Consider the following 14,883-nt stretch of genomic DNA (forward strand, 5'->3'; position numbering starts at 1 on the left):
CCTCCCTTCCAGGGAGGGGGGCATGTTGCGTCTGGCTAGGGGCGATGTCCGCTCAGTTCCGCCCCCGCATTCACCGCAAATCGGCGGTTCCAGATCGTCGCCGACGCCGACACCACGGTCACCACCAGGAACGCGAGCGTGAAGTCCGCCAGTGCCGGCCGCGTCGCCCCCGTGCCCAGCATCCCAACATGCAGCGACGCCGCGCCGACGCAGATCCCGAGCGACAGCATCAGTTGCTGGAACGTCGCGTAGAAGCTGGTCGCGCTGCTCATCCGCGACGACGGGATCTCGTCATAGGCGATCGTGTTGTACGCCGAGAACTGGAACGACATGAAGAAGCCTGAGATCATCAGCACGGCGAAGATCAGCGGGATCGGCCAGTCGGGGCGGAAAAGGCCGGCGACCGCATAGCCCGAACTCGCGCAGAGGCCGCCGACGATCAGGCTGTTGCGGAAACCGAAGCGCCTGAGCACGCGTGGTGCGAGGCTCTTCATCATCAGCGAACCGATCGCGCCGGCGATGGTGATCGCGCCGCTCGCCGCCGCGGTCATGCCGAAGCCCAATTGGAGCATCATCGGCAGCAGGAACGGCTGCGCCCCCTGCGTGATGCGGGTTAGCGATCCGCCGATCACCGACAGGCGGAAGGTGGGGATGCGCATCAGCGACAGGTCGAGGATCGGATCGCTGCGGTGTTTCGCGTGGCGGATGTAGGCCACACCCGCGACGAGCCCGACCGCGATCAGCACGACGGCACGCGACAGTTCGCCGGTGCGGCTGGTCATCTCGAACCCGAACAACAGGCAGCCGAGCGAGACGCCCGACAGGATGAAGCCGGGCACGTCGAAGCGCACCGGTTTGTCCTCGCGGACCTCGCCGATGTAGCGCGTCACCAGCACCACGCCGAGCAGGCCGATCGGTACGTTGAGATAAAAGATCCAGCGCCAGTCGAGATAGGTGACGATCGCGCCGCCGACTGGGGGGCCGAGGATCGGGCCGATCAATGCGGGCATGATCAGCCACGACATCGCCTGGACCATGTCCTCCTTGGCGACGCTGCGGAGCAGGACGAGGCGACCGATCGGGATCATCATCGCGCCGCCGAGCCCTTGCAGGAAGCGCGCGACCATCATGAATGGCAGGCTGGTCGCCTGGCCGCACAGCATCGATCCGCCGACGAAGATGAGGATCGCCGCGCGGAAGATCGTGCGCGAGCCGAACCGGTCCGCGAGGCGTCCGCTGGCGGGGATGAAGATCGCCAACGCCAGCAGGTACGACGTCAGCGCCGAGCTCATGCTGGTCGCGGGCACGCCGAAATCGCGCGCCATCGTCGGCAGCGCGGTCGCCAGTACGGTCGAGTCCATCTGCTCCATGAACAGCGCGCAGGCGATGATCAGGGCGGTGATGCGGTAGTTGCTCGGCGTATGCGGCAACGCGTCCGGATCCTTGGCAACGCGCGCGATGGTGTCGGCGGCGGGCATGATGCCGTCGCGCACTTCGCTGTTGATCGACGCCAGCCCACGTCTGCGGAGCCTCACGTCTGCCACCCCCCGCCGAGCGCCTTGAACACGTCGACCTGCCGATCGACCAGCAGCGCGTCGGAGGCGGCGAGGTTTGCCTGCGCGGTGGTCAGCGCAGCCTGCGCGGTCAGCAGCGACAGGAAGTCGGTGCGGCCGAAGCGGTAGAGCGTCCCCGCTTGGTCCGCAGCCCGCGAGGCGCTGGACTGCGCGCGGCGTAGTGCGGCGTTGCGGTCGCCTTCGCGGGCATAGGCTGACAGCGCGGTCTCAGTCTGGCGCAGGGCCTCGAGCGTGGTCGAGTCGAACTGCGCGAGCGCCTGGTCCGCGGCCGCACCGGCCTGGGCAATCTGCGAACGGACGACGACGCGGTTGGGGAAGCTCCAGCTGATCAGCGGTCCGAGCCCGAGATGGAATGCGTTGGTCGAGCCGAGCGACGACACCGGCCCGGTGAACCCGGCCGAGCCGCCGAGGCTGACTTGTGGGTAGAGGTTGGCGGTCGCGACGCCGATCCGCGAGGTCGCGGCGGCGAGCGAGCGCTCCGCACCGCGGATGTCGGGGCGGCGGCGGATCAGCGCACTGCCGTCGCCGATCGGCAGCGGGCGGGTGAGCGCGGGCGGCTTGGCGCAGGTCGCGACGTCCTGCGGATAATCGGCGGGCGCGCGACCCATCAGCGTGGCGAGCCGGTAGAGCGCGGCAGTGCGCGTCGCGATCTGGGCGGGGATCAGGGCCTCGCTCTGGTCGACCGCGGTCCTGGCGCGCGTCACGTCGAACGCGGTGCCGCGACCGCCGCGTTGCAGGCGCTGCGTGACGCTGAGCGTCTGGCGTTGCAGCGTGAGGATCCGGGTGTTGGCGGCGAGCACCATGTTGGCGGTGCACGCGGCGGCATAGCTGCGCGCGGTTTCCGCGGCGACGGTGACGCGGACATTGTCGCGCGCGGCGGCGACGGCCTCCGCGTCGCCTTGGGCCGCCTCGATCCCGCGGCGGATGCGGCCCGATAGGTCGAGCGGGTAGGCGAGCGTGATGCTGAAATTGTAGTCGAGCGTGCCGGGCAAATTGCCACCGGTCGCATAGGGGCGGTCGAGCGAGGTGCCACCGCCGAGCGTTGTCGACAGCGTGCGGCCGGCGGCGACTTCGGCGACCACCGCATCGGCGCGGCGCAAATTGGCGTCGGCGGCGCGCAGGTCCGTATTGGCGGCGAGCGCTTCGGTGACGAAGCCGTCGAGGCGGGGGTCGCCGTAGAGCTGCCACCAGCGGTCGGGAAGCGGGGTGTCGACGAACGCCGTCTCGTTGCCGCTGTCGAACTTGCCTTGGGCGGCGGGGAGGTTGACGGCCGCGCGGTCGGGGAGGGCGTAGTTCGGGCCGGCGGTGGTGCAGGCGGCGAGCAACGTGGAGGCTAGCAGGACAGCCACGGACGCAACCGCCCCCCTCCCTGGAAGGGAGGGGTTGGGGGTGGGTTGGCCGGCTCGTGGCAAAACGGTTCGGATTTGTGGAAGCCGACCCACCCCCGGCCCCTCCCTTCCAGGGAGGGGAGCAGAAGGTGCGCGTTCGTGCGAAGCGGCGCGGTGACCTCGGATCACGCCGTCGTCCCCGGCGCGAGCCGCGGTCCAACCGTCACGGTCGCGCTCGCGGTGCGCCAGACGGTCACCCCTGCCTTCGTCATCCTGACGAACGTCAGGACCCTGAGCCACAAATGGCAGCTTTTTTGATCCTGGGGCCTGACTTTCGTTAGGATGACGGAAGAGGGTGGGGCGGATGGAGGCGTACGAACGATTAGCCGTCATGCCGTCGTCCCCGGCGCGACGCGCGGCTCGACCGTCACCGTCGCAGTGCGGCCGACGATCAGTTGCACCCCCTTCGGCACGTGCGTCAGTTTCACCCGCACCGGGATGCGCTGCGCGAGGCGCACCCAGTTGAAGGTCGGGTTCACGTTCGGCAGCAAATTCGTCGTGTTGGTCCGCTCGCTGTCGTTGATCCCGGCGGCGATACTGTCGACGCGACCGTGCAGCGCTTGCGGTTCGCCCATCAGGTGGACGATCACCGGATCGCCGAGATGGATGCTGCCGAGCTTGGTTTCCTCGAAATAGCCCTCGACACGCAGCGAGTCGGTGTCGACCAGCGCCATCGCCTGCGCGCCGGTCGCGATGTAGTCGCCGGGGTGGAGATCGAGGTTGGTGACGATCCCGTGCACCGTCGCGCGCACCGTCGTCCGCGCGAGGTTGAGCGCGGCGGTGGAGCGTGCGCTCTGCGCCTGCGCGAGCGCGGCCGACGCGGTGGCGACACGAGCGACGTTCTGCTCGTGTGTTTCCTTCGCGACCAGATCGCCGAGCGCCAGATCGCGCTGCGCTTCGCGGCGTGCCTGGAGCAGCGTCGCACGGGCGCTCGCGATCGACGCGTCCGACTGCGCCAGCGTCAGTTCGAAGCGCGGGCGATCGACCACGAACAGCACGTCGCCGGGCTTCACCGCCTGGTTGTCGTGCACCGCGACCCGCGTGACGAGGCCGGCGACGTCGGGCGTCACGCGGACGATGTCGGCGCGGATATGCCCGTCGCGCGTCCACGGATCGGTCTCGTACCGCTTCCACAGCCATAGCGCGACCAGCACCGCGAGCGCGACGATCACGATCGTGACGACGGAACGGCCGAGGGGGGCGAGCAGCGATTTGAGTCGGGGATTCATGCGGAAGGTCCGGTGAGCAGGGCGAGCAGCCCGAGGATGAGAATGAACAGCGCCAGGTCGACGAGCGGTCGATACGTCACCGCGCGATAGGCGCCGGCGAAGGCGAGCAACCGCGTGGCGATGCCGGTGAGGATGACGGCGGCGACCGCGAGCAGCAGGAGGCTCGGCAAATAGACGCCGCCGATCGAGATTTCGCCGGTCATGCCGCCACTCCGTAAGCAGGTGCCAGATAAGGCGGCGCCGACGGGAACAGGTTGCGGCGCAGCGAGGTCAGCGCGAGCATGCTGGTGCGGTGTCGGTCTGGCGTGCTGGTCGCGAACCCGGTCATCGCGGTGTCGATCCCGGCGAGCAGGTCGGGTTCGGGCGGCGCCGGCTCGTTGGGGCGCAGCGCGCGGTAATGCGCGCCGATCCCCTTGAGCACCGGCGTGATCAGCGCGGCTTCGTTCGGCGTACCGTCGAGCCGCAACTGGCGCAATTCGCCGACCGCGACGCCGACCCGCAGGTCGGTCAGCGCGTCGAGCAGCGGCTTGCCGGGATCCTCGCCCTGCAACGCAAGCCGCGGCGCGAGCAGCCCGATGCGGTCGAGCATCCGGGCGATCCAGCCGGCGGCGTCGGGGCGGCCGGGCGAATCGCTGCGGGTCGCCAGTTCGCGCCAGCCCGCGCGGATCAGCCGCCGGGCGCTGGTATCCGCGCCGATCGTCTGGAACAGGCCGACCGTGACGACCGCGAACAGCGTGCCGACCAGCTGCGAGATGCCGCCGTTGAGGAACGCGTCGAACCCGCCGCCGAAGCGGTCGTTCAGCCCGACCGTATTCAACCCGCCGAGCAGCGCGCCGAGCGTCACGAGCAAGGTCGAGGGCCGCGCGAGGAACATCCCGCCGATCAGCATCGGCGGTGCGAGGACGGCGGCCAGCGTCACGAAATCGGTCACCCGCGGGAGGATCGCGAAGGCGTAGACCGCGGACACGACCAGCCCCAGGATGGTCCCGTAGAAGAACGCCTTGATCGCCGGCGCGGGATTGTCGCTGTTACCGAACAGCGCGCAACACACGCCCGCGATCAGCACCGCGCCCGCGCCGTCCGACCAGCCGGTGCCGATCCAGAAGGCGCAGCCCAGCAGGATCGTCATGATCGTACCGGCGGCGGCGCGCAGGGCGATGCCGCGGTCGCGGTGCAGCGGGCGCTTGGCACTGCGCGCGAGCAGGCGGGCGACCGCAGGCGTGACGGGCGCGCGAGACGGCGAGCGCATCTGATCGCGCAGGTCGCGGGCGTTGCGGTGTGCGTCGACCAGTTCGCCGAGGCGGGCGAGCAGGCTCAACCGTAACGCATCGCGCCAGATCAGCGTGTCATCGACCGGCGGTTCGAGCGCGCGCGCGCGGGCGATCAGCGCGTCGGCGGTTGCGCCGCGCTCGGTGGCGGGTGGCGGATCGCGCAGCCACGCGCGGACGTCCTCGATCAGCGCAAGCGCCTCGGGGCGGGGAGCGTCGGCGCCGCGCTTCAGCTCGACGATCCGGTCGTCGACCGCGCTCGCGAGGGGCAGCAGCATCGACAATTCGGCCTGCAACGCACGCAATGTCCGGACGCGCGGCAGCAGGCGGGCGGTGTCGAACGGCAAATGGATGGAAAGCTGATGCAGTTCGTTGATATCGAGCGCGAGGCGGCGGCGGTCGCGATCGAGCTGGGCATCGGACTCGCCGGCCAGCGAATCGCGCGACCAGCGCTCGGCGTCCGCCAGGATCGCGTCGATCCGGCCGAGCAGCGCGGCGGTCACGGTCTGCGGGAAAACGAGGCCGTGGATCAGGCTGCCGCAGAGGATTCCGATCGTGATCTCCTGCACGCGCAGCGCCGCGGTGGTGAACACCGCGCCGGGGGTCGCGACCGAGGGGAAGCCGATGATGCTGGCGGTATAGCCGGCAAGCAGGAAGACGTAGGCGCGCGGCGTCCGGTCGAGCAGCGATATGTAGAGGCACAGCCCGAGCCACAGCGCGAGGCCGAGCGACAGGAGTTCGGGCGCGTTGACGAGGTTGGGGACCAGCACGACCGCGGCGATCGCGCCGAGCACCGTGCCCGCGACGCGGAACACCGCCTTGGACAGCACCGCGCCAGCCAGCGGTTGCGCGACGATATAGGACGTCGTCACCGCCCAATAAGGCCGCGTCAGGCCGATCCTGAGCGCGATGTAGTAGGCGAGGATCGCGGCGACGAAGCATTTGACGGAAAAGAGCGCTTCCTTCGCGCCGAACCGGGCGAGGATCATCGGGGCAGGCTCATCGCGAACGATCCGCCATGAACCGCGCACCGAGTTGCTCCGCCACGCGCAAGGCGGTGGCGAGGTCGTCGTCGGTGACGCCTTCGAGCATTTCGTGGCGCAGGGTGGTGAACTTCGCCTCGATCGTGGTGACGAGCGTGCGGCCGCGGTCGGTCAGGCGGATCCGGCTGACGCGCGCATCAGCGGGATCGCGGCGGCGCTCGACGAGGCCGGCGGCGGTCATCTGGTCGATCGAGCGGACGAGCGAGGCCTGCGTCACGTCGAGCTGGGTGGCGAGATCGGTCTGGCGAACGTCGTCGCCGAGCCGGCCGACCTGGACCAGCGCCCATCCTGACGATGCGGACACGCACATGTCGCTGAGCGCCCGATCCGCCGCCTGCCGCCACAGGCGGGCGAGCGGCAGGAGGGTGCGGGCGTAGGAGGATTCGAGAGCGGCACGGGAGGAAGTCATTAGCGTGCTAAGTAATGGCGTTTACTTATGCTGCAATGCGGAATCCGTAGATGACAAAAAAGTTAGGAAGGCGTGCTGCCTGATGGGCACCACCCCGGCGGAGGCCGGGGCCCAGTTGGAGAGGTTTCGGTAACGGAGGGCAGCGCTCAATTAGCAACGCCCGCCAATTGGGCCCCGGCCTTCGCCGGGGTGGTGCAGTGTTCGCCGGAGTGGATCAGCCACTGGAGTTTTACGCGGTCGTCAGTAGAGCAGGGCGACGATCTCCGCAGCGATCTCGGCGGGCGCCCGCGACGCGCCGTTCTCCACGGTCGGGACCGTAGCCCACCGACCCAGCAGACCCGTCTTCGCCATCGCCGTGTAATTCGTCCGCACCCGGTCCTGCAGCCCGGTATCCGCCTCGTAGGCGTCGAACGCATCGTCTGTGTAGGACCGCTTGCGCTTCTTCAGGATGAGTCCGCGGGCGATCTCGGCGGGGGTATCGAGATACACCGACAGATCCGGCGTCGGCAGCGCGAACGATCCCGTCTCCAGATCGGCGATCCACGCCATCATCGAATCCGCCTCGTCCGCCGGGACCTGCGCCGCCTGATACGCCATGTTCGAGGCGATGTAGCGATCGAACACCACGATGTCGTTCGCCGCCATCGTCGCCACCAGGTGATCGCGCGACTCCATCCGGTCGAGCGCGTACAGCACCGCGGCTGCTTTCGGCGACGTGCCGCGCGGGAGCGTTCCCGCCAGCATCGCGCCGAGCGCCCAGCCGCCGACCGTCTCTGTATACCGCGGGAACGACACGACCTCGGCGGTGCGACCGGCGGCGCGCAACTGCTCGACGACCAATGCCGAGGCAGTGGCCTTGCCCGCGCCGTCGGCGCCTTCGATTGCCAGGAGGAAGCTCATGGGTGAGCCCTAGGACAGATCGATATCGGGTTTAAAGCAATCTTCGTCGTGATCCTCGTCATGCCGGACTGGTTCCGGCATCCACGGTGCCGCACAATCGATGGATTCGGTTCGCGGAACGGTGGACCCCGGAACCAGTCCGGGGTGACGTAGGTGTGTACGGGGACGTCTTACCGGCTCACCAGAGCCTGCAAATCGATCAGCCCGCGCAGCAGCGACGTGCCGCCCGGCGAGGCGATGTAGCGCGGCGTCCAGTTCGGGCGGAACTTCTCCTTGTAGGCGCGCAGGCCGGCGAAGCCGTAGAAGCGCTCGCCGTGGCGGAACAGGAACGCGGCGACCTTCGACCAGGTCGGCGACAGCCGCCGCGCCTCGATCCCCGATAGCGGCGCCATTCCCAGCGAGAAATTGCGATAGCCGTGTTCGTGGGCCCACAGCATCAGCCGCGTGAACAGGAAGTCCATGCCCCCCTGCGGCATCGACTCGGCGTGACGCATCAGGTCGACCGACAGCTCCTGCTTGTTCGGCGTGCCCCAGACATTGGCGAAGGCGACGATGCGGCCTTCGATCCGCACCACCGCGCAGTCGAACTTCGCCATATACCCCGGCTCAAACCGGCCGACGCTGAACCGCTTCTCGGCGTGGTTCTTGTCGGCCAGCCACCAGTCGGAGATCGCGTGCAATTCGGGCATGATCGCGGGCATCTCGGCTGCGGGCACGACCGCGAACTCGGCGCCGGCCCGCTCGGCGACGCGGCTCGCCTTGCGCACGCTGCGCATGTCGGGGGTGTCGAGCGTGAACCCTTCCAACTCGACGGTCGCCTCTTCGCCGTATTTGACGAGCTTCAGCCCCATCTCGATCGCGATCGGCACGATCCTGAGGCCGATCTGGTACAGCAGCAGCCGGCCCTGCGCGGCATCGGCGCGGGCGCGGATCGCCCAGAGGAGTTCCGACCACGCCTCGCTCGGACCGACCGGATCACCGATCACGATCCAGCTCGCGCCCTTCACCTGGTACATCAGGAACGCATCGCCGCTGTCCGACACCAGGAACCGCTTGTCGCCGGTGAAGGCCAGCATCGCGTCGGTGCGGTCGGCATGCGCGAGCGCCGCCTCGGCGACGTCGCGCGGCAGTTCGTCGTGGACCATCGGCACGGGCGCCGCCGCGAACAGCCGCCAGATCGCCGCGCCGATCAGCAACAGCCCGACCGCAAGACTGGTGCGGAGGAAGCGCGAGGCGTTCGCGTCGGTCTCGAACCGCCACCACAGGTCGCTCGAATAGCCGACATGGCGGTACGCGAAGAAGCCGATCAGCACCGACAGACCGATCGCGGCGCCGACCCCGACCAGCCATTCGGGCGACAGCGGCTCCGCGGTCAGCCGCGTCCGGCGATAGAAGGCCGCGCGTGTCCATTGCAGCGCGGCGGCGGTCAGCACGAGCACGGTCGCCTCCTCGTAATCGAGGCCCTTGGCGATCGACAGCAGCGTCCCCGCGACCAGCAACAACCGCGCCGCCCAGAACGCGCCGTCGAGCCGCCGGTACAGCCCGAGCGCGACGAACAGCAGCATCACCCCGACGAGGCTCGCCGCGACATGCGCCATCTCGCTGATCGGCAGCGGCAGGACGCTCGCCAGCATGTCCATCCGGCCCGGCGCGGCGGGCAGCGCGCCCGAGACGAGCAGCATCGCGCCGCACATGAAGACGAGCACGCCCAGCAGCAACGGCGCCAGCGGCAGCGCGATCGCCAGTGGATCGGTGCCGCGACGCTCCTGTCCGGCGGTGCGGTCGCGACGCCGCCATTGCCGGCCCTCGTGGAACGCGAGCAGCACCGCCGCCAGGATCAGCGGCGCGACGTAATAGATGATCCGATAGGCGAGCAGCGCGGCGAGGATGGTCGCGTTGTTTTGCGGCATGGTCGCGATGATCACCGCCTCGAACACGCCGAGCCCGCCGGGTACATGGCTGATCAGCGCGACCACGATCGCCACCGCATAGCCGAGGAACAGCACCGGATAGAGATCGGGCGAGGCACCCGGCAACAGCACGAACAGCGCCGCGCTGGCCGCGGCGAGGTCGACCGTCGAGACCAGCACGAGCGCCAGCGCTTGGCGCGCATCGGGCAAGGGCAGGCGCCAGCCGAACAGCCCGATCGCCCCGCCGCGGCGATATCGCAGGACGATCGCCAGCATCGCCAGCGGGATCGCGATGCCGATCGTCCGCTCCAGCAGCGGCGGCATGGTCCAGCGGACGATCGGCAGCATGCCCGGATGCAGCGCCATCGACAGGCAGGCGACGGTGATCACCCCCGCCCAGAACGTCACGCCCGCGATCAGGACGACGCGCGCGACGGCGGCTTCGTCGAGGCCGGCGCGACTGTAGACGCGGTAGCGCGCCGAGCCGCCGGTCAGCATCGCGAGGCCGAGATTGTGGCTGATCGTGTAGCTGGTGAACGAGGCGACCGCCGCGGTGCGCCACGGCAGCGGGTGGCCGATCACCCGGAGCGCGATCGTGTCGTAGAAGGTGAGCGCGATGTAGCTGACGACCGTCAGCGCGATCGACGCGGACAATTCGGGCCAGCCGAGCGCCGCGAACGCCGCGCGGACCTCCGACAGGCGGATTTCCGCGGTGAGCTTGTGGATCGCCGCGAAGCCGAGCACCGCGACCACCAGCACCGCCAGCGCGATCAGCGTGCCGCGGCGGTGCGCGATCCAGTTGCGGATCCGGGTCACGCGCGTCAACCGCGTCGCCACGTCTGCGTCTTGCACAGGAAGCCGCCGATCAGGCACCCCTTCACGTCGATCGTGTCCGCGTCGACCAGCGTCAGCGTCGACCCGAAGGTGCGTCCCATGTCGGGCACGAAGATCTGCCCGGACCATCGGTTGCGACCGTTCGGACGGTATTCGCGGAGCAATGCGGTGCCGATCAGCTTGGGGGTGCCGCCATCGCGCGCGTCGGCCTGCGCTTCGTCGTCGGCGCGGACGACCCAGCCGCAGAGTTTGCCGCCGCCGGTCCTGTCGGGGCAGGCACCGGTCTTCACCGCCACGCTGTTCTTCGGATTATGCCAGACGCCTTCCACCGGGAAAGCCGGAGCGGGGGAAGCGGGAGCGGGGCTGCCCGCGGCCATCGCGAGCGCCATCAGTGCAGCAACCATCGGTCGATCCTCAATCCGCGAATACGAACCGCGATAGCACGTCGTAGAGCGCATCGGCGTCGCGGTGAAGCGGGTGCCCGCCGGGCAGGGCGACCCGCTGTGCATTGGGCTGGGTCAGCAACGGGCACAGGCTCTCGGCCTCCTCGATGCCCTGGACGCACAGCAGCGGAGCCCAGTCGAGGCGGCGGGCGGTCGGCACCGCATCGGTGGTCGGCGTCCAGTAATCGAACACTTCGCTCGGCGACGCGCGGAACTGGACGGTGTTCTCGGGCACGATCAGCACGACCTTCGCAATCTTCGCGCGCAGTTCGGGGGCGAGGTCGACCAGTCCGACATGCAGCATGTCCGCACCGAACGACTGGCCGATCAGCACGACCCGGTCGGTCTGCCCGAACCGCAGCGCCCGCTGTTCGGCGCGGGCGATCAGCATCGTGATGTCCGCCGGCGTCCGCGTCGTGCGCAGATAGGTGAGCGTGTTGACCGCAACCACCGGCACGCCGTCCGCCGCGAGCCGGCGCGCGATCTGCGGTGCCATGCCGATCTTGTAACCGAGATCGCCGGTCAGCAGCACCGCGGCGAACGGGCGGCGGGGCTTTGCCGGGGTCGTGATGGCGGGGAGGTCGGTGAACAGCGGCCCACCGAAATAGCCGAGCCAGGCCATGAAACCGGTCGCGCCGATTGCGGCCAGGACCAGCGCGAGCAGGGATCGGTAGAGCCATGTCATTCGCAACCGATTGCGCCCGACGGGATGATCGACACGTGGAGCAGGGATGACGTTTTCGTCATGCGATTCGGCGGCAATCTATGATCCTCCCCCGCCAGGGGGGAGGTGGCTGGCGCTTGCCAGACGGAGGGGGGAGGATACGCAACAGCTGTGGTCGCTTACCTCCCCCTCCGTCACCTTCGGCGACACCTCCCCCTGGCGGGGGAGGATTGCGGGCGGGGTGTTCGCCTCAATCCGGCTCGTGCGCCAGCCGCTCGTGATGCCGGATCACCTCGTCGATGATGAAGCGCAGGAATTTCTCCGAAAACTCGGGATCGAGCTGCGCCTCTGCCGCCAGATGGCGCAATCGGGCGATCTGGCGTTCCTCGCGGCCGGGATCGGCGGCCGGCAGGCCGTGCGTCGCCTTGTGCCGGCCGACCGCCTGGGTCACCTTGAAGCGCTCGGCGAGCATGTGGATCAGCGCCGCATCGATATTGTCGATGCTCTGGCGGTATCCGTTGAGCAGATCGTCAGCCATCCACGCACCCTTTCGTTGGTTCGGCGCGCCTTTTGCGGGCATGGGTCGCGAACGGCAAGAGGCACCAAGGGTTGCTTTGCAGGGGCATAGGCGGCAGAGGCTCGGGCAGATGAGCGCTACCGTCCACCGCCTCGACACCCTTCGTCCCAATCCCGAGTCACAGCCCTCGCTGGACCCGATGGTCAAGCTCGTCACCGGCGATATGGACCAGGTCAATGCGGTGATCCGCGGCCGGATGCAGTCCGAGATACCGCTGATCCCCGAACTCGCCGGTCACCTGATCGCGGGGGGCGGCAAGCGGATGCGGCCGATGCTGACGCTCGCGAGCGCGCAACTGATCGATTATAGCGGCACGCAGCATCACCTGCTCGCCGCCGCGGTCGAGTTCATTCACACCGCGACTTTGCTGCACGACGACGTCGTCGACGGCTCGGACCTGCGTCGGGGCAAGCGGACCGCCAACATCATCTGGGGCAACCCGGCGAGCGTGCTGGTCGGCGATTTCCTGTTCAGCCGCAGCTTCGAACTGATGGTCGAGGCGGGCAGCCTCAAGGCGCTCAAGATCCTGTCCTCGACCAGCGCGGTCATCGCCGAGGGCGAGGTGAACCAGCTCACCGCCGCGCGCCGCGTCGATCTCGGCGAGGAGCGCTATCTCGATATCATCGGCGCGAAGACCGCCGCGCTGTTCGCCGCGGCCTGCCGGATTTCGGCTGTCGTCGCCGAGCGCCCGGAAGCCGAGGAGGCCGCGCTCGATGCCTATGGCCGCAACCTCGGCATCGCGTTCCAGCTGGTTGACGATGCGATCGACTATGTCTCGGACGCGGACACGATGGGCAAGGACGCGGGCGACGACTTCCGCGAGGGGAAAATGACGTTGCCGGTGATCCTCGCCTATGCGCGCGGCTCGGCCGAGGATCGCGCGTTCTGGAAGGACGCGGTCGAAGGTCGCCGCGACAGCGACGCCGACCTGCAACATGCGGTCCGCCTGATCCGCTCGACCCGTGCGATCGACGACACCTTCGCGAGGGCCCGCCATTACGGCCAGCGCGCGATCGACTCGATCGGCGGCTTTGCCAATGGCAACGCCAAGGACGCGATGGTCGAGGCGGTCGAGTTCGCGGTCGCCCGCGCGTACTGACGACCTAGAGGACCGGCGATCCGGTCTGCGGTAGCGCGGGCTCGACGGCTTCCGGCTTCTTGCCGAACAGCGCGCGGTCCGCGGGGCCGAACGCGTATTTCCACAGGATGTAGAGATAGGTCGCGGCGATCGCGGGTTCGCCGACCGCGAGTTCGACCCATTCGTAGCGCTTGGGCAAGGCGGTGAAGGCGCCGCCGACGACGATCGCGGCGCCGGCTGCCCAGACCAGCGGCCAGCGCCACGGCGATACCTTCGCACCGAGGAGATGGCCGAGCAGCTTCGCCTTGATGATCGAGGTCACGCCCACCGACAGCATCAGTGCGATCGCCGGGCCGGCCGCCTGGTAATTGACCGGATAGCCCAGCGCGCGGATCGTGAAGATCAGCGCGAAGCTGAGGCCGACCTGGAACGCGAGCATCGCCGCGGAGATCATTAGGTTACGGTGGCGGGCGATGTAGACGAGTGCGGATTCGCTGACCGCGCCGGTCGAGGCTAGCACCTCGGCGGTCAGCAGGAACGCGAGCGCGGCGGTGCCGGCGACGAACTGCGGGCCGACCACGCCCATCACCGCTTCGCCGGGGATCGAGCCCATCAGCGCGAGCCCGCCTTGCGCGGCCATGATCCAGAACGCGACCTGCCGCACCTGGTTGGCGATCGCGGCGCGGTCGTTGATCGCGAGGCTGTGGGTGATGACGGGGCCGAGGATCGGGTCGAAGCTGGTCTTGAGCTTCTGCGGCAGGCTCGCGACCTGTTGCGCCATGTAATAGATACCGACGATCTTGGGTTCGAACATCACGCCGAGGATGAAGCGGTCGACGTTGCGGCTGCCCCATTCGAGGATGTCGGCGCCGGCAAGCGGCACGTTGGCGCGGGCGAGCGCATAGAGCGGGCGGAGGTGCGGCGACCAGCCGCGGGGCACGCCGTAGCTGCGCAGGAACGGCACGAGGCTGGCGACGAGCGCCGCGATCATCGATGCGACATAGCTCAGGACCAGGCCGTCGCGGATCGTGAAATAGGAGAACGCCCAGGCGGCGATCGAGATCGTCCACGGCTCGACCACCGCGCGCGCCGTCACCGCGGCCTTGACGTTGAGGCGGTACGCGAGCGCGGCGAGGCTGACGTCGGACCAGGCGATCGCGACGATGATCAGCGGCAGGAACCGGTCGAGCCCGGTGATCGCGCTGTTCGGATACATGATCTGCGGGAAGGTGCAGAGCACCGCGCTGGCGATCAGCGACGCGACGAAGGCGACGGCCATCGCGTCCCACACGACGTTGGCGTGCGGGCGGTCGGCGCTGCTGAGCGCCTGGGCGAGGCCGCGTTTCAGGCCGAGCGTGGCGAGCAGCGCGGCGAGTTCGACGACCACGACCGCGATCGCGAAGCGGCCGACGAGGTCAGGCCCGTAGATGCGGCCGGCGATGAACAGGAACGGGATGCGCGCGGCTAGGCGGAGGACGAAGCCGGCGATGTTGGTTCGACCGCCCTTGGCGAGCGTGTCGATATCCTGGGTGGCCTCGGTCACGATGCTGCTCCCCTCCCGGGAAG

Annotated in this window: 14 protein-coding genes; 2 read left to right on the forward strand and 12 right to left on the reverse strand. The window is 68.9% G+C overall.

Going from position 1 to position 14,883, the window contains the following annotated elements; genetic code table 11:
• Positions 1-35: 35 nt before the first annotated feature.
• Together NLI89_RS01400 and NLI89_RS01405 are read right to left on the reverse strand one after the other, a co-directional pair.
• Positions 36-1,535 carry a DHA2 family efflux MFS transporter permease subunit gene (locus NLI89_RS01400; RefSeq protein WP_254685365.1) on the reverse strand — a complete coding sequence of 500 codons (1,500 nt, stop codon included), beginning with the start codon at positions 1,533-1,535 and terminating at the stop codon, positions 36-38.
• The gene (locus NLI89_RS01405) at positions 1,532-2,923 is read right to left on the reverse strand and encodes an efflux transporter outer membrane subunit (protein ID WP_254685366.1); all 1,392 of its coding nucleotides are present in this window, start codon (positions 2,921-2,923) and stop codon (positions 1,532-1,534) included. Before NLI89_RS01405 ends, NLI89_RS01400 begins: the two co-directional genes overlap by 4 nt.
• 138 nt (positions 2,924-3,061) lie before the next feature.
• Here NLI89_RS01405 and NLI89_RS01410 point away from each other — a divergent pair, with 138 nt between their 5' ends.
• Positions 3,062-3,220, forward strand: coding sequence for a hypothetical protein (locus tag NLI89_RS01410; protein WP_254685367.1), 159 nt, complete (start codon positions 3,062-3,064; stop codon positions 3,218-3,220).
• A gap of 71 nt (positions 3,221-3,291) precedes the next feature.
• Here the strand turns inward: NLI89_RS01410 and NLI89_RS01415 are convergent, their stop codons facing one another.
• The 9 genes from NLI89_RS01415 to NLI89_RS01455 form a co-directional block, all read right to left on the reverse strand.
• Complete coding sequence (locus NLI89_RS01415; RefSeq protein WP_254685368.1) at positions 3,292-4,191, reverse strand: efflux RND transporter periplasmic adaptor subunit; 900 nt, start codon at positions 4,189-4,191, stop codon at positions 3,292-3,294.
• Positions 4,188-4,394, reverse strand: coding sequence for a DUF1656 domain-containing protein (locus tag NLI89_RS01420; protein ID WP_248522587.1), 207 nt, complete (start codon positions 4,392-4,394; stop codon positions 4,188-4,190). Before NLI89_RS01420 ends, NLI89_RS01415 begins: the two co-directional genes overlap by 4 nt.
• Positions 4,391-6,490: an FUSC family protein gene (locus NLI89_RS01425; protein ID WP_368077232.1), complete on the reverse strand. Its 2,100-nt coding sequence runs from the start codon at positions 6,488-6,490 to the stop codon at positions 4,391-4,393. The genes NLI89_RS01420 and NLI89_RS01425 overlap by 4 nt, the downstream gene beginning before the upstream one ends.
• Positions 6,459-6,911 (reverse strand): MarR family winged helix-turn-helix transcriptional regulator, encoded by a 453-nt coding sequence (locus tag NLI89_RS01430; RefSeq protein ID WP_254685369.1) that lies wholly within the window; start codon positions 6,909-6,911, stop codon positions 6,459-6,461. The genes NLI89_RS01425 and NLI89_RS01430 overlap by 32 nt, the downstream gene beginning before the upstream one ends.
• A 240-nt stretch (positions 6,912-7,151) precedes the next feature.
• Complete coding sequence (locus NLI89_RS01435) at positions 7,152-7,811, reverse strand: dTMP kinase (protein ID WP_254685370.1); 660 nt, start codon at positions 7,809-7,811, stop codon at positions 7,152-7,154.
• Between the two features lie 170 nt (positions 7,812-7,981).
• Entirely contained in the window at positions 7,982-10,558 is a 2,577-nt protein-coding gene (gene mprF, locus NLI89_RS01440; protein ID WP_254685371.1) for a bifunctional lysylphosphatidylglycerol flippase/synthetase MprF, read from the reverse strand.
• Positions 10,543-10,959 (reverse strand): DUF2147 domain-containing protein, encoded by a 417-nt coding sequence (locus NLI89_RS01445; RefSeq protein ID WP_254685372.1) that lies wholly within the window; start codon positions 10,957-10,959, stop codon positions 10,543-10,545. The genes mprF and NLI89_RS01445 overlap by 16 nt, the downstream gene beginning before the upstream one ends.
• Before the next feature lie 10 nt (positions 10,960-10,969).
• Complete coding sequence (locus NLI89_RS01450) at positions 10,970-11,683, reverse strand: virulence factor (RefSeq protein WP_254685373.1); 714 nt, start codon at positions 11,681-11,683, stop codon at positions 10,970-10,972.
• Positions 11,684-11,912: 229 nt separating this feature from the next.
• Positions 11,913-12,200: a chorismate mutase gene (locus NLI89_RS01455; RefSeq protein ID WP_254685374.1), complete on the reverse strand. Its 288-nt coding sequence runs from the start codon at positions 12,198-12,200 to the stop codon at positions 11,913-11,915.
• Positions 12,201-12,309: 109 nt separating this feature from the next.
• Here NLI89_RS01455 and NLI89_RS01460 point away from each other — a divergent pair, with 109 nt between their 5' ends.
• Positions 12,310-13,338: a polyprenyl synthetase family protein gene (locus NLI89_RS01460; protein WP_254685375.1), complete on the forward strand. Its 1,029-nt coding sequence runs from the start codon at positions 12,310-12,312 to the stop codon at positions 13,336-13,338.
• A 4-nt stretch (positions 13,339-13,342) separates the two neighbouring features.
• Here the strand turns inward: NLI89_RS01460 and NLI89_RS01465 are convergent, their stop codons facing one another.
• Entirely contained in the window at positions 13,343-14,860 is a 1,518-nt protein-coding gene (locus NLI89_RS01465; protein WP_254685376.1) for a lipopolysaccharide biosynthesis protein, read from the reverse strand.
• Between the last annotated feature and the right edge of the window lie 23 nt (positions 14,861-14,883).

The sequence above is a fragment of the Sphingomonas faeni genome, from assembly GCF_024273235.1.
GTDB classification, from domain to species: Bacteria; Pseudomonadota; Alphaproteobacteria; order Sphingomonadales; family Sphingomonadaceae; genus Sphingomonas; species Sphingomonas faeni_A.

What these genes read in the sequence shown, in the direction of transcription:
- NLI89_RS01415 (WP_254685368.1), bottom strand. Translation starts at nt 4,191, where the DNA reads ATGAATCCCCGACTCAAATCGCTGCTCGCCCCCCTCGGCCGTTCCGTC.
- NLI89_RS01420 (WP_248522587.1), bottom strand. Translation starts at nt 4,394, where the DNA reads ATGACCGGCGAAATCTCGATCGGCGGCGTCTATTTGCCGAGCCTCCTG.
- NLI89_RS01430 (WP_254685369.1), bottom strand. Translation starts at nt 6,911, where the DNA reads ATGACTTCCTCCCGTGCCGCTCTCGAATCCTCCTACGCCCGCACCCTC.
- NLI89_RS01435 (WP_254685370.1), bottom strand. Translation starts at nt 7,811, where the DNA reads ATGAGCTTCCTCCTGGCAATCGAAGGCGCCGACGGCGCGGGCAAGGCC.
- NLI89_RS01445 (WP_254685372.1), bottom strand. Translation starts at nt 10,959, where the DNA reads ATGGTTGCTGCACTGATGGCGCTCGCGATGGCCGCGGGCAGCCCCGCT.
- NLI89_RS01450 (WP_254685373.1), bottom strand. Translation starts at nt 11,683, where the DNA reads ATGACATGGCTCTACCGATCCCTGCTCGCGCTGGTCCTGGCCGCAATC.
- NLI89_RS01455 (WP_254685374.1), bottom strand. Translation starts at nt 12,200, where the DNA reads ATGGCTGACGATCTGCTCAACGGATACCGCCAGAGCATCGACAATATC.
- NLI89_RS01460 (WP_254685375.1), top strand. Translation starts at nt 12,310, where the DNA reads ATGAGCGCTACCGTCCACCGCCTCGACACCCTTCGTCCCAATCCCGAG.